A 12,014-nucleotide genomic window follows, 5' to 3' on the forward strand; every position below is an offset into this window, starting at 1 on the left:
ACATTCTCCTCACCGCGGCTTCTTGCCGAAGACGCGCTCATATTCGGCGGCGCCGCCCTTGGCCAGCGCCTTGGCCTGCTTCACCCAGTCCTCGCGCTCGATGCGGCCCTTGAAGCGCAGATAGCCGTCCACCCACGCACGCTCGGCCTTCTTCCACGCGGCGACCTGCTCGTAGGTATAGATGCCAATATCGTTGAGAATGCCCTCGATCTTCGGCCCCACGCCGGAGATCATCTTCAGGTCGTCAGGCTTTGCGGGGCGGCGGATGCCCTGCGGCCTGTTCTTTTCATCGGCAGCGCGCTTTCGCGGCGATTCGGGTCCCGGCTCGGTCCCGCCCGCGGCCTTTGCCTTCCTCAGCGCCGGCGAGCGCAGCGCCGGCTCCTCGGTCTTCCGTTGTTCGCTGTGGCGGCGGGTGCGCGAGGTAAGTTCCACCTCCTCGGCCACATGGTTGGCTTGAGCCGCATCGGGCTCCGGTGCCTCGACGCTCGTCGCCTTCTCGTTTTTGCCCCGCACCTTCACGGGCGACGGGGATTCGACGGCGGCCGACGTCTCCCAGGCCTCGGTCTGCGGCTTGCCGGCGCGCGACGGCGGCACATGCGCCGTTTCCGCGCCCCCGGCCCGCCGCTTTGCCCCGGGCTTTGCGCGCTGCGGGAACTTGATGATCGCGCTCTCGTCGGTGAGGCTGGTGAAGCCCGACGCCGGCGCCGAGGTGAAGCGGTCGACCTGCGGTCCCGGCTTGACGGTGTCGCCCTTGCCCGCCTCGAAGGCGTCGATGATCTCCTCCAGCCGCTCCGGCGTCAGGTCCTCGTAGGTGTCCTTGAAGATCATGATCATGGGCGCGTTCACGCAGGCGCCCTGGCACTCCACCTCTTCCCAGGAAAGCGTGCCTGCCTCATTCGTGTGCAAGGGCTCGGGGTGGATCTTCTTCTTGCAGGTCTCGATCAGCTCGCCCGCGCCCCTCAGCATGCAGGGCGTGGTGCCGCACACCTGCACATGCGCCCGTGTACCGACCGGCGCCAGCTGGAACTGGGTATAGAAGGTCGCCACCTCCAGGACGCGGATCAGGGGCATGTCGAGCATCCCGGCGACATGTTCGACCGCCGCCCGCGTGACCCAACCGTCCTGCTCCTGGGCGCGCATCAGAAGCGGGATCACCGCCGAGTGCTCACGCCCCTTCGGATACTTCTTGATCGTCTGCTTCGCCCAGGCCTCGTTCGCCCTGGTGAAGGCGAAGCCCTGCGGTTGGACGGCTTCGTCTGCGAGACGGCGCACTGACATTATCTGTCTACCTCACCAAACACGATGTCGAGGGAGCCGAGCACGGCGGCGATATCGGCAAGAAGGTGGCCGCGGCACATGAAGTCCATGGCCTGGAGGTGGGCGAAGCCGGGCGCCCGGAGCTTGCAGCGATAGGGCATGTTGGTGCCGTCGGAGACCAGATAGACGCCGAACTCGCCCTTGGGAGCCTCCACCGCCGCATACACCTCACCGGCCGGCACGTGATAGCCTTCCGTGTAGAGCTTGAAGTGGTGGATAAGGGCTTCCATGGAGCGCTTCATGGCGCCGCGCTTGGGCGGCACGACCTTGCCGTCCTGGTTCGACACCGGCCCGACGCGCTCGGAGCCGAGCAGCCGTTCCACGCATTGCCGCATGATGCGGGCCGACTGGCGCATCTCTTCCATGCGCAGGAGATAGCGGTCGTAATTGTCGCCATTCTTGCCGACCGGGATGTCGAACTCCATCTCGGGGTAGCACTCGTAGGGCTGGCTCTTGCGTAGGTCCCAGGCAGCGCCCGAGCCGCGCACCATGACGCCGGAAAAGCCCCACGCCCACGCATCCTCGAGGCTGACGACGCCGATATCGACATTGCGCTGCTTGAAGATGCGGTTGTCGGTCAAAAGCTCGTCGAGGTCGGCGACCGTCTTCAGGAACGGGTCGATCCACTTGCCGATGTCTTCCACCAGCTTTTCCGGCAGGTCCTGGTGCACGCCGCCGGGGCGGAAATAGGCCGCGTGCATGCGCGAGCCGGAGGCGCGCTCGTAGAACACCATCAGCTTCTCGCGCTCCTCGAACCCCCAGAGAGGAGGCGTAAGCGCGCCGACGTCCATCGCCTGCGTGGTGACGTTCAGAAGGTGGTTCAGGATGCGGCCGATCTCGGAGTAGAGCACGCGGATCAACTGCCCGCGGATCGGTACGTCGATGCCCAAAAGCCGCTCCACGGCAAGCGCGAAGGCGTGCTCCTGGTTCATCGGCGCCACATAGTCGAGCCGGTCGAAATAGGGCACCGCCTGAAGATAGGTCTTGTGCTCGATCAGCTTCTCGGTGCCGCGGTGCAGGAGCCCGATATGCGGATCGACCCGCTCGACCACCTCGCCGTCCAGCTCCAGCACAAGACGCAAGACGCCATGCGCAGCTGGATGTTGTGGGCCGAAGTTAATGTTGAAGTTGCGGACCGAGGTTTCAGGCACGCGACACCTTCCTAACCAGCTTGATCACTGTTTCGCCTTCTCATCACCCGGCAGGACATAGTCCGTCCCTTCCCAGGGCGAGAGGAAATCGAAATTGCGGAACTCCTGGCGCAGGTCCACCGGCTCGTAGATCACGCGCTTGGCGTCGCCGTCATAGCGCACCTGGACAAAGCCGGTGAGCGGGAAATCCTTCCTGAGCGGATGCCCCTCGAAGCCGTAGTCTGTGAGGATGCGGCGCAGGTCGGGGTGATCGGTGAAGAGAACGCCGTAAAGGTCGTAGATCTCACGCTCGTACCAGTCGGCGGCCGGGAACACCTCGACCACCGAGGGCACCGGCGTGTCCTCGTCCGTCGACACCTTCACGCGGATGCGCTGGTTCTGGCGCGGCGACAAGAGATGATAGACGACCTCGAAGCGCTTCTCGCGCGCCGGGTAGTCGACGCCGGAGATGTCGATGAAGGCGAAGAACTGGCACTGGACGTCCGTCTTCAGGAAATTCAGGACATCGATGATGTCGCCCGCCTCCACGAACAGGGTGAGTTCGCCATAGGCAACCATGGCGTCCTGGATCTGCGCGTCCAGCTTCTCGGTGATGTAGGCCGCAAGGTCCTTCAGGGCTTCGCTCATTGTGCCCTCCTACCGCTCGATGGTGCCGGTGCGGCGGATTTTCTTCTGCAACAGAAGAATGCCGTAGAGCAGCGCCTCGGCGGTCGGCGGGCAGCCCGGCACGTAGATGTCGACCGGCACGATGCGGTCGCAGCCGCGCACGACCGAATAGGAGTAGTGGTAGTAGCCGCCGCCATTGGCGCAGGAGCCCATGGAGATGACGTAGCGCGGTTCCGGCATCTGGTCGTAGACCTTCCTGAGCGCCGGCGCCATCTTGTTGGTCAAGGTGCCGGCGACGATCATGACATCGGACTGGCGCGGCGAGGCGCGCGGCGCGATGCCGAATCGCTCCGCGTCGTAGCGCGGCATGGAGACGTGCATCATCTCCACCGCGCAGCAGGCAAGCCCGAAGGTCATCCACATGAGCGAGCCGGTGCGCGCCCAGGTGATTAGCGCCTCCGACGAGGTGACGAGAAAGCCCTTGTCGGCAAGCTCCTGGTTGACGTCGCCGAAGAAGGCGTCATCCTCTCCAACCGGATTGCCCGTCCTGGGATCGATGATGCCTCGGGGGGTCGGCGCGACGAGCGTGTCGTTCAATCCCATTCCAGCGCTCCCTTCTTCCATTCATAGATGAAGCCGATGGTCAGCACGCCCAGAAACACCATCATCGACCAGAAACCAAGCCAGCCGATGGCGCCGAAGGAGACCGCCCAGGGAAACAGGAACGCCACCTCGAGATCGAAGATGATAAAGAGGATGGAGACCAGATAGAAGCGCACGTCGAACTTCATGCGCGCATCGTCGAAAGCGTTGAAGCCGCACTCGTAGGCCGACAGCTTCTCCGGATCCGGGTTGCGGTAGGCGATCAGGAAGGGCGCGATGATCAGCGCCGCGCAGATGCCTAGCGCCACGGCCAGGAAGATGACGATGGGTAGATATGAACTCAAGAGACCGTTCATTGTCCGACTTTCCGTTGCCCGCGTGATGCGAGGCTCCGTACTGGGGCGTGTTGCACAGCCGCCGGCATGACCGACCCGCAGCGCGGCAAAGCCCATGTTGCAACGCGGCGAGGGTTAGCGCAGGCGGTCGGGGTACGCAAGTCAAACCTTGGCGAAAATGGGGCGTCTGATGCTCTTGGCCGCGAAAGCCCCACGCCGCCTGCCCGCCCGCAATGCCAGCCACCTACACGGATTTAGGTGCGTTCGGACGCCACGTGAACCGTTGCCGCCCGAAATGCAGCACTCATGCAGCACTTTTTGTCAGGAGCGTTTGCCGTGACGCGGCAAAACGGGTGGCCTGCGGCGCCGCAAGCCATTAGCTTTGCACGAAAATCACGGGGGACGGAAAGCGCATGGCGGCAAGAGAAAAGCTGACGCAAAAACAGGTGCGGCGAATTGCCCTTGCCGCACAGGGCTTCACCGACCGACCGCCGGGCGGAGCGGTCGAGCGGCGGCATATGGCGCGTGTGCTCGGGCGCACGGGCCTGTTTCAGATCGACTCGGTCAACGTCGTCACGCGCGCCCACTACATGCCGCTCTTCTCGCGACTCGGGCCCTACCCTACCGGAATTCTCGAACGGGCCTCCTCGCGCCGGCCGCGCGCCCTCTTCGAATACTGGGCGCACGAAGCTTCGCTCCTGCCTGTGGAAACACAGCCGCTCTTGCGCTGGCGCATGGCGCGGGCGGAAGAGGGCCAGGGCATCTACGGCCAGCTCGCCCAGTTCGGGCGCGAGCGGCGCGATTTCATCGACCAGGTTCTGGCCGAGGTGAGCGCGCGCGGGCCGCTCACCGCCTCAGATATCGATGGGCACACGGGCACCAGCGGCTGGTGGGGGTGGAGCGAGGTCAAGCATGCCCTTGAATGGCTGTTCTGGGCCGGCCGCATCACCACCCACTCGCGCAAGCCCAGCTTCGAGCGGCTTTACGATCTGCCCGAGCGGGTTCTGCCTGCGGCGGTGCTCGCCACGCCGACGCCCGCCCCGGAAGACGCGCAGCGCGCCCTCATCGAGATCGCCGCCCGCGCGCTGGGCGTCGCCACGGCAAGCGACCTGCGCGACTATTTCCGCCTGCCGCCGGCCGACACCTACCCGCGCATCGAAGACCTCGTGGAGGCCGGCACGCTCATCCCCGTCGACGTCAAGGGTTGGACGCGGCAGGCCTATATGCACCGCGAGGCGCGCCTGCCGCGCAAGGTGCGGGCGCGCGCCCTGCTCGCCCCTTTCGATCCCCTCGTCTGGGAGCGATCGCGGGCTGAGCGCCTGTTCGATTTCCGCTACCGGATCGAGATCTACACGCCGGCGGAAAAGCGGGTCTACGGCTACTACGTCTTTCCCTTCCTTTTGGGCGAGGAGATCGTCGCCCGCGTCGACCTCAAGGCCGACCGCCAGCAAGGGGTGCTGAGGGTGCAGGCGGCCCACGGGGAACCGAACGCGCCGCCGGAGACGGCCCGCGAACTATGGCAGGCGCTTGAGGAAATGGCCTCGTGGCTGGAACTGGGCGAGGTCGAGATATGCCAGGCCGGCGACCTCGCGCCGGCACTTGCGGATGCGCAGAAGCAGCCCGCATAGGGCGAACGCCCCTAGTGGTCTGGTGGGGCGATTTGCCCTGACAGATGGGTACCATCTGTCAGGATCGCACCACTACCCGCCCGTGTAGCGCTCGACGATCTCCACGCGCCGGTTCTTGGCGCGGCCTTCCTCGGTCCTGTTCGAGGCGACCGGCGAGAGCATGCCGGCGCCGGCCGGTATCAGGCGCCCCGGCGCGATCCCGTAAGAGGCCACGAGCGCGTCCACCACGGCCTGCGCCCGCCGCTGCGACAGGGACAGGTTGTAGTCGAACGCCCCCTGCCCGTCGGTGTGCCCGACAATGATCGCCTGCAAATCCTGGTTCGTCTTCAAGAGTTCCCCCAACTGGTCGATCTGCGGCTGGGATTCCGGCTTGATGTCCGCCTTGTCGAAATCGAAGTAGATGCCGTAGATGGCGATCTTCCCGTCCTTGGCGAGCGCCTCTTCCATGGCACTTGCCTCGACCAGCGTGATCCGGTCTGTCTCCATCGGCTGGCTTTCCACCACCGTGACGGCGACGTGCGGCGTCAAGGGAATGTCGCCGCGCGCCTGCGTCTCGACGCCGAGCATGCCGACCGTCGCCAGGCCATCCGCGTCGTTGCGCTCGGCCAGGAGGTAGATGGTGGTATCCCATGTCGTCGGCATGCCGATGCCGCCACGCGCGGCATCCCAGAATGTCGAGACGGACTGCTTGGGCGAACACTCGTCCCGGCCGCGGCAGAAAAAGACAATCTCAAAGCCGTTCGCCTTCAGGGCCGTCTCATAGTTGCGCATGACCTCCAGGATGGAGCGATCGCCGGGCCCCTTGTAGCGAATCGAGGTGAGCTTTCCGGCAAGCTCCCTCTGCCATTCGCCGCTCTCCAGCGCCTTGAAGGGCAAACGCAGCTCCTCATAGGCCTTGGTCTCAAAGAAATCGATGACGGAGCCGTCATAACGACCGACAAGCGCATGGTCGGACGCGCCGGGAAGATCGGCCTGTTGCGCGGACGCAGGTAAGGTACTCACGGAGAAAAGCAGACCCGCCGCGACGAGAACGAACAGCTTAAGCATGGTACCCCCCAACCAGTGAAGCCTGCCATTATAAAGGTGCCCCACCGCCCCGCAACCGGCGCGGCAGAACGTGGAAACCAATTGATCACCAATATCGCCTAGGCTAGACGCTTCGACCTATTGTGGGGCACGATTGTCGGTCAGTAAGGAGTAACGATCGATGCTCTCATTGGCGCTACCCATCCTCCTTCTCACAACCTCGGGCGCAGCGGCGCAGCCCTTCGGCTGCAGCGACGTCATAGGAACCGTCTTCGACGACCGAAACGGCAACGGCTACCAGGATGCGGGGGAGCAAGGACTGCCGGGCGTGCGGCTTGCCACCGTCAGGGGCTGGCTCGTCACGACGGATGCTCACGGCCGCTTCCACGTCGTCTGCGCAAACGAAGAGGCAGGGCGCATCGGCTCTGCCTTCATCATGAAGCTCGACGCGCGCACGCTGCCCACGGGCTACCGCCTGACGACGGAGAATCCTCGCGCGGTGCGGCTGACCGCGGCCAAAACGGCGAAGCTAAACTTCGGCGCCTCGATCGGCCGCTAGGTCGGTTCGTCGTTTCATGGAATCGGCGAGCTGGTTCAACCGGTTGCCTTGTCGCAGTTGCGGACGGGAAACCGGTTTCCACTCTCCCGGAATTGCTCAAAATACATGGCGATGTTTGAAAAATGGCGCGAGTGACGGGGCTCGAACCCGCGACCTCCGGCGTGACAGGCCGGACAAGTGCCGTTGTCCTTCAATGAAGGTTTCAACTTTTTTCCTGCCGTAATGGGCAGCAAGAAAGCAAGAAGTTGAAACCAACAGTCCGCCCCTTGTTGCGGCCTCCGCACCACAAGACTCACAAAGGAAAACACAATGCGAATTCTATCCATCCGACCCTTGCGGGGGTCGGGCGCGGAAGCGCGTTTTGACATCGAGATAAACGAGCATCTGCGCCTTTTTGGCCTTCTCCTCAAGCGCTCCCGCGACGGGCTGCGGCGCACGTATGCGCCCAACAGTTGCGGTCGGCATGTCGCGAGCTTCCATCCGGCGCTTGCCTCGCGCATTACGGCGGCGGCTGTAGCCGCCTTGGAGGCTACAGCCCATGAAGGACGATAAAGAGCCGCACACGGCCAAGCCAGGCACACTACTGTCGCAATGGTGGACCCTTGGTGCCATCGCACTGGACCGGCGTACCGCGGGGCGCCATAGTAAGGTGGCCTGGGTAATCATCGACCGCTACATGCAGGCCAAGGGCAACGGCCGCGCCAGCGTTCGCTATATTGAGCGCGCCACCGGAATGTCGGGCCGCATCATCATTAAAGCTTGCCGGGAACTTGTGGAGTGGGGCTACGTCAGCCAACGAGTTGGCATCGGCACCCGCCCAACGGAATACATTCCTAATTGGTCTAGCGTTTCACCCATGTGCAACGCTAAGGCAGATGAACCTAGTGTTGCACCCATGTGCAACGCAAGTGTTTCACCCATGTGCAACGCTAGCGACGATAGCGCTGCACCCATGTGCAACAAATCCTACTTACTTAAACCGGCTGACAAGCCGGGTTTACAAGAAAGTAGGAATGATCCCGCCGCGCCTTCGGCGCCGCCCACGGTCGGCCTAGCGGCCACCGCGGCGGAAACGGCGGAAGAGGGTTTTGAAGAGCTTTGGCGAACCTATGGCGTAAGGAGGAAGAAGGCCGACGCGCGCGCTGCCTACGACAAGCTCGTGCCGGATGCAGACCAGCACGCCACCATGGTTGCCGCTGCAAAGGCTTGGCGGGAAGCGGCGGGCGACGGCGTCGAGCGCATGCACCTGCGGCGCTGGATTGAGCAGGAGGAATATGAGTGCGAGCCGCCAACCGCGTTCAAGGCCAAAGACAAGCCGAAGAAGCACGCCGCGAAGGCGGGCAAGCCGCAGCCATCCGCAGAGCCCTTCCGCGAAATACGCCAGTTGCTGACCATCACCAGTGCTGAAGTCGAGAAGGAAGACGGCTCCACCTGGCTAAACCTGTATCTTCGTGACGATGAAGAAGGCGAGGAGGACGAAGCGTTCATCTGCCTGGAGTCGCCCAATGAGGACGCACAGTGCAAGGGACAGCGCAGGCTCAACCGCCTGACCGCTGCGCTGGGCATCACCGACCTCGAAGATAGCGGTCAACTCATTGGCCTCCGCTTCGTCCGCGTGCTGCGCACCAAGTTTGGTGAGTACGAATATGAGCCTGCGCCCGAGAATGAGTCACTGTCGGAATCCGACACTATGGCCGCGAACGATAACGCATCATGTGATCGGTCACATGATGATGCCGCCCGTGCCGGTGACTACCCACCCACCAAGCCGCGTCCGCCCCGGCCGAACTTTTTCGAGGTTATGGCGCGTCATCCCGTTTCCGCCAGCGGTTGGCAGCGCGATGATGATGATGACGATGAGGAAGCGGAAGCACGCGCGGGCATGTATTTCGGCGCACACGACGATGACGAATCGGAGGCAGCATGAGCGTCGCCGACCGCCTCCACGACATAGCCGACCGCCTAGCGCGGTTGGCGCCATCGCACCGGGATCCATTCCGATTTCACGAAGACAAATCCGAGCTGGTCGCCGAGCTTCGGTGGCTGGCTGCGAACGACAATCAAAAGCAGGGGGAAGCAGTATGACCACAACCACCGACCGCACCACGAGCACCACTGACACCACCGAGAGCGCGCGTCCCTACCGCGGCAGGCGGATTACGTGGGAAGAATTCTATGCGCTGCGGCCGGACCTGCGGCCCGCCAATGACAACAGCCATACGCTTGCAGAGACGGCACGTCAGGCGTCTCCCCGGCAATGAAACCGGGGGACGGGTCGTGTTTACTCAGCCTCCCGTGGCGGTCGGTTTGGCGTCGACGGCTTCTGTGTCGACGGCGGATGCTTTAGGCATCGCGCGCTCCGGTAGGCCTTCCATGGCGACAAGCCGGTCGGCGCAGACATCTGCCGCTCCCGATACCTGTTCTTCCTCCTTCAGACCGGCGAGCGTTATCCAGCCGCCGTCCTCAATGAAGTCGTCTTGTTGATAGCTACTGGCTTCCTTCAGATCGATCAGGTTCCTGGCTGCATTCGGGTTGGAAATGAAGCTTTCCACGCAGATTGAGGCGACCAGCTGCTCTCGTGCATCCTGCGAAGCCTGTGCAGCCATGGTCGAAGCGGTGCTGCCGGTCACCCAGCCGCCCCACGTAAAACCAACGATTGCAAGCGCTATGGCGCCGCCTGCCGCGCCATAGATGGCGGGCTTAGTCCATTCAGGGATGTTCATGATGTGTCCAATCAGTAGGACAGGCGCGCCTGATTGCGCGCAAGTGATACATCGTAACACCAAACGTAACCGATAGCAAAATTTCGTGAGGTTCTTGATAGGTAACCCTAGATGAAACCGGCAATTGCATCATAGGCCAGCCGAATGACGTCCTTGATGATGATGCAGACAGCAATATCCACGGTCCGCGCCGTCAAGTGGCGCAGCCGACCTCGGCGGTTGGCCTTCTTCTGCTTGCGGGATTTCTTCGGCATTAGGCGTACGTCTCCATTTAAACTCTTTTGGAGACGGCTTTTTTCTGCCGATTTCTAGATGTCGGCATATTCTTGACGGTGTGGCAAGCCCCCGATCGGCCTGCCCGCCAGTTTTTCACATCCCCAGCCCGCACGGAGACTGAAAGTGCATCACGAGAAACAAATTTCTTGACATTCACAGATCCAATCAGACTCGCCTACATCGAATCGAATCCGGGGCTTCCGCACCGTGGCCCCTGCGCATCTTGGAGGCGGCATGGCCGGGGGTACCAACAGGTCGCAGGCAGTCGCCATGCGGACCAGCGGCGTCCTGCAGCGTTATTGCTAATACAGTTTTTCTCACGCGTGCGCGCGCAACGCGCGCGTGGGCGGAGGGTACTTTATCGTTCAATCTCGATATAGCGCCCTATCGACCGAAGATAGGCGACAATTTCCATCTTCAAGTGGTCACGCTCGCCAAACGTCTCCTCGATCTCGCGCAACCTTGGTGCGATCGCATCCCGCTGGGCTGGCGGCAGATCGCCATCACCGAACACATACCAGCGGTGGCCGACAGCGCAAATTTCGCAGCCTGTATCGATAACGGCATGTACAAACGCGGGAATGTCTGCCTTGCGCATTTTCATGCCGACGCCCTTACCACGCAGGGAGACAAAGCAACAAGAGTGGGGTGCGCGTCTTGAGATATCTGCTCACTCTTCATAAGAACCATCAGACAAGCCCTGCCAAGATAGCACTACATCTTGACATTATAGGCGAAATCGCATACAATATATTGATTGAGAGCATAACGCCGCGCGAGGGATAGAGCAGCGGCGTAAGCCCCGGCCGTGAGGGAACGCGGCCAACACAACACCACATTGGGGAAACATCTTCATGCAGAATATTTCCACGCGTGCGGCTGTGCCGTGCGCGGCTAACGATAACGAACCGACGATTAACGAAAAGGACCCCGCAGTCTTCGACGCCTGCAGGCTTCCAATCCGCCTCGTGGAGAGCCGCAAAGATCTAGAGTGGTCTCCAACACGAACGACCGTAAAGCTGCGCGGTAAGCAGGTGTTCACGGCGGCAGACGGGCCGGACGACGAGCATCGCATTCGTGCACAAGCGGCGTGGTGCTCTTCGCAACGCTTCAGCGGACAGCATGCAAACGATAACCAAGACTGGCCACTCGCCAAGCTCTTGAAGGCGGAGGGCCATGATCATTGTCTCGCCCTGGCCGAGAGATATCGAGATCTCTTTGACGCGGCAAACTCGTCCGTCGACCTCATCGGCAAAGACATGGCCGACAATATCTATCTGATGCACCGCACCGACCTAGATGAAAGCACCGGTAAGCTTCTCGACAAGGGCGCGAAGAAGGTGGCAGGCAAGAAGGCGCGGCTAGACATGCATGGGAAGCAGAGCGCGAAGCCCATTCCGAAGAAGTGGAGCGGTGACTGGCCGCTTCTGCACCGCATCGACGCCAACCGGGAACTAGCTCTCGCTCAGGCTGCGCTTGGCTGGCTTCGGGAGGCGCTCGAGGCGGCAGTGGTCGGCGGCGAGAAATTGGAAACGATCGGCCGCGGACATGGAGCGAGAAACCCGAAGGGCGCAAATGGGGCGGGCCGAGCATTAGTGTTTCTCGGATTCCAGGCACTGGACGAGTTCTGGCAACGCCGGCGCATAGCCGCATAGGGGTACCCCCATTTCCAAATCCCAACGGGTAAGGGGGAGAGATACAGGCCGTTCCTTTTGGGGCGGCCTTTTTTATTCAGGGCTTCTGCCTGACGCTGGGCGCTACCCAAGGGCGGTACCCACCGACAATTTCGT

General features: G+C 62.5%; 14 protein-coding genes. 5 read left to right on the forward strand and 9 right to left on the reverse strand.

The features are described 5' to 3' along the window. Positions 1–9: 9 nt before the first annotated feature. The 5 genes from GPJ75_RS17410 to GPJ75_RS17430 are packed head-to-tail and all read right to left on the reverse strand — an operon-like array spanning position 10 to position 4,033. A complete protein-coding gene (locus GPJ75_RS17410; RefSeq protein ID WP_163269633.1) occupies positions 10–1,278 on the reverse strand; it encodes an NADH-quinone oxidoreductase subunit E in 1,269 nt (422 codons plus the stop codon). Further along, positions 1,278–2,468 carry an NADH-quinone oxidoreductase subunit D gene (locus tag GPJ75_RS17415; protein ID WP_163269635.1) on the reverse strand — a complete coding sequence of 397 codons (1,191 nt, stop codon included), beginning with the start codon at positions 2,466–2,468 and terminating at the stop codon, positions 1,278–1,280. The genes GPJ75_RS17410 and GPJ75_RS17415 overlap by 1 nt, the downstream gene beginning before the upstream one ends. A gap of 24 nt (positions 2,469–2,492) precedes the next feature. Continuing rightward, positions 2,493–3,095, reverse strand: a complete 603-nt coding sequence (locus GPJ75_RS17420) for an NADH-quinone oxidoreductase subunit C (RefSeq protein ID WP_163269637.1) — start codon at positions 3,093–3,095, stop codon at positions 2,493–2,495. A gap of 9 nt (positions 3,096–3,104) precedes the next feature. Beyond that, positions 3,105–3,677: a NuoB/complex I 20 kDa subunit family protein gene (locus tag GPJ75_RS17425; RefSeq protein WP_163269639.1), complete on the reverse strand. Its 573-nt coding sequence runs from the start codon at positions 3,675–3,677 to the stop codon at positions 3,105–3,107. After that, the gene (locus tag GPJ75_RS17430; protein WP_159586328.1) at positions 3,668–4,033 is read right to left on the reverse strand and encodes an NADH-quinone oxidoreductase subunit A; all 366 of its coding nucleotides are present in this window, start codon (positions 4,031–4,033) and stop codon (positions 3,668–3,670) included. Before GPJ75_RS17430 ends, GPJ75_RS17425 begins: the two co-directional genes overlap by 10 nt. Positions 4,034–4,425: 392 nt before the next feature. Here GPJ75_RS17430 and GPJ75_RS17435 point away from each other — a divergent pair, with 392 nt between their 5' ends. Beyond that, complete coding sequence (locus GPJ75_RS17435; protein WP_163269641.1) at positions 4,426–5,640, forward strand: winged helix-turn-helix domain-containing protein; 1,215 nt, start codon at positions 4,426–4,428, stop codon at positions 5,638–5,640. A 72-nt stretch (positions 5,641–5,712) separates the two neighbouring features. Here GPJ75_RS17435 and GPJ75_RS17440 read toward each other — a convergent pair whose 3' ends face one another. After that, positions 5,713–6,687 (reverse strand): OmpA family protein, encoded by a 975-nt coding sequence (locus GPJ75_RS17440; protein WP_163269643.1) that lies wholly within the window; start codon positions 6,685–6,687, stop codon positions 5,713–5,715. A 160-nt stretch (positions 6,688–6,847) separates the two neighbouring features. On the opposite strand from GPJ75_RS17440, the gene GPJ75_RS17445 reads away from it, so the two are divergent. The 3 genes from GPJ75_RS17445 (at position 6,848) to GPJ75_RS17455 (ending at position 9,486) form a co-directional block, all read left to right on the forward strand. After that, the gene (locus tag GPJ75_RS17445) at positions 6,848–7,225 is read left to right on the forward strand and encodes a hypothetical protein (protein ID WP_163269644.1); all 378 of its coding nucleotides are present in this window, start codon (positions 6,848–6,850) and stop codon (positions 7,223–7,225) included. Positions 7,226–7,763: 538 nt separating this feature from the next. After that, positions 7,764–9,152, forward strand: a complete 1,389-nt coding sequence (locus tag GPJ75_RS17450) for a hypothetical protein (protein ID WP_163269646.1) — start codon at positions 7,764–7,766, stop codon at positions 9,150–9,152. A gap of 154 nt (positions 9,153–9,306) precedes the next feature. Next, positions 9,307–9,486, forward strand: a complete 180-nt coding sequence (locus GPJ75_RS17455; RefSeq protein WP_163269649.1) for a hypothetical protein — start codon at positions 9,307–9,309, stop codon at positions 9,484–9,486. A 24-nt stretch (positions 9,487–9,510) separates the two neighbouring features. On the opposite strand, the gene GPJ75_RS17460 is transcribed toward GPJ75_RS17455, so the two are convergent. The 3 genes from GPJ75_RS17460 to GPJ75_RS17470 all read right to left on the reverse strand — a co-directional run bounded on the left by GPJ75_RS17460 (position 9,511) and on the right by GPJ75_RS17470 (position 10,822). Beyond that, positions 9,511–9,948, reverse strand: a complete 438-nt coding sequence (locus GPJ75_RS17460; RefSeq protein ID WP_205602569.1) for a hypothetical protein — start codon at positions 9,946–9,948, stop codon at positions 9,511–9,513. Positions 9,949–10,055: 107 nt separating this feature from the next. After that, positions 10,056–10,202, reverse strand: coding sequence for a hypothetical protein (locus GPJ75_RS17465; protein ID WP_163269651.1), 147 nt, complete (start codon positions 10,200–10,202; stop codon positions 10,056–10,058). Between the two features lie 380 nt (positions 10,203–10,582). After that, positions 10,583–10,822 carry a hypothetical protein gene (locus GPJ75_RS17470; protein ID WP_163269864.1) on the reverse strand — a complete coding sequence of 80 codons (240 nt, stop codon included), beginning with the start codon at positions 10,820–10,822 and terminating at the stop codon, positions 10,583–10,585. 256 nt (positions 10,823–11,078) lie between these two features. On the opposite strand from GPJ75_RS17470, the gene GPJ75_RS17475 reads away from it, so the two are divergent. Continuing rightward, the gene (locus GPJ75_RS17475) at positions 11,079–11,879 is read left to right on the forward strand and encodes a hypothetical protein (RefSeq protein WP_163269653.1); all 801 of its coding nucleotides are present in this window, start codon (positions 11,079–11,081) and stop codon (positions 11,877–11,879) included. The last annotated feature ends 135 nt before the right edge of the window (positions 11,880–12,014 follow it).

The organism is Chelativorans alearensis (genome assembly GCF_010993735.1).
GTDB classification, from domain to species: domain Bacteria; phylum Pseudomonadota; class Alphaproteobacteria; order Rhizobiales; family Rhizobiaceae; genus Chelativorans; species Chelativorans alearense.

What these genes read in the sequence shown, in the direction of transcription:
- GPJ75_RS17470 (WP_163269864.1), bottom strand. Translation starts at nt 10,822, where the DNA reads ATGCGCAAGGCAGACATTCCCGCGTTTGTACATGCCGTTATCGATACA.
- GPJ75_RS17460 (WP_205602569.1), bottom strand. Translation starts at nt 9,948, where the DNA reads ATGAACATCCCTGAATGGACTAAGCCCGCCATCTATGGCGCGGCAGGC.
- GPJ75_RS17430 (WP_159586328.1), bottom strand. Translation starts at nt 4,033, where the DNA reads ATGAACGGTCTCTTGAGTTCATATCTACCCATCGTCATCTTCCTGGCC.
- GPJ75_RS17465 (WP_163269651.1), bottom strand. Translation starts at nt 10,202, where the DNA reads ATGCCGAAGAAATCCCGCAAGCAGAAGAAGGCCAACCGCCGAGGTCGG.
- GPJ75_RS17475 (WP_163269653.1), top strand. Translation starts at nt 11,079, where the DNA reads ATGCAGAATATTTCCACGCGTGCGGCTGTGCCGTGCGCGGCTAACGAT.
- GPJ75_RS17450 (WP_163269646.1), top strand. Translation starts at nt 7,764, where the DNA reads ATGAAGGACGATAAAGAGCCGCACACGGCCAAGCCAGGCACACTACTG.
- GPJ75_RS17440 (WP_163269643.1), bottom strand. Translation starts at nt 6,687, where the DNA reads ATGCTTAAGCTGTTCGTTCTCGTCGCGGCGGGTCTGCTTTTCTCCGTG.
- GPJ75_RS17435 (WP_163269641.1), top strand. Translation starts at nt 4,426, where the DNA reads ATGGCGGCAAGAGAAAAGCTGACGCAAAAACAGGTGCGGCGAATTGCC.
- GPJ75_RS17420 (WP_163269637.1), bottom strand. Translation starts at nt 3,095, where the DNA reads ATGAGCGAAGCCCTGAAGGACCTTGCGGCCTACATCACCGAGAAGCTG.
- GPJ75_RS17410 (WP_163269633.1), bottom strand. Translation starts at nt 1,278, where the DNA reads ATGTCAGTGCGCCGTCTCGCAGACGAAGCCGTCCAACCGCAGGGCTTC.
- GPJ75_RS17455 (WP_163269649.1), top strand. Translation starts at nt 9,307, where the DNA reads ATGACCACAACCACCGACCGCACCACGAGCACCACTGACACCACCGAG.
- GPJ75_RS17425 (WP_163269639.1), bottom strand. Translation starts at nt 3,677, where the DNA reads ATGGGATTGAACGACACGCTCGTCGCGCCGACCCCCCGAGGCATCATC.
- GPJ75_RS17445 (WP_163269644.1), top strand. Translation starts at nt 6,848, where the DNA reads ATGCTCTCATTGGCGCTACCCATCCTCCTTCTCACAACCTCGGGCGCA.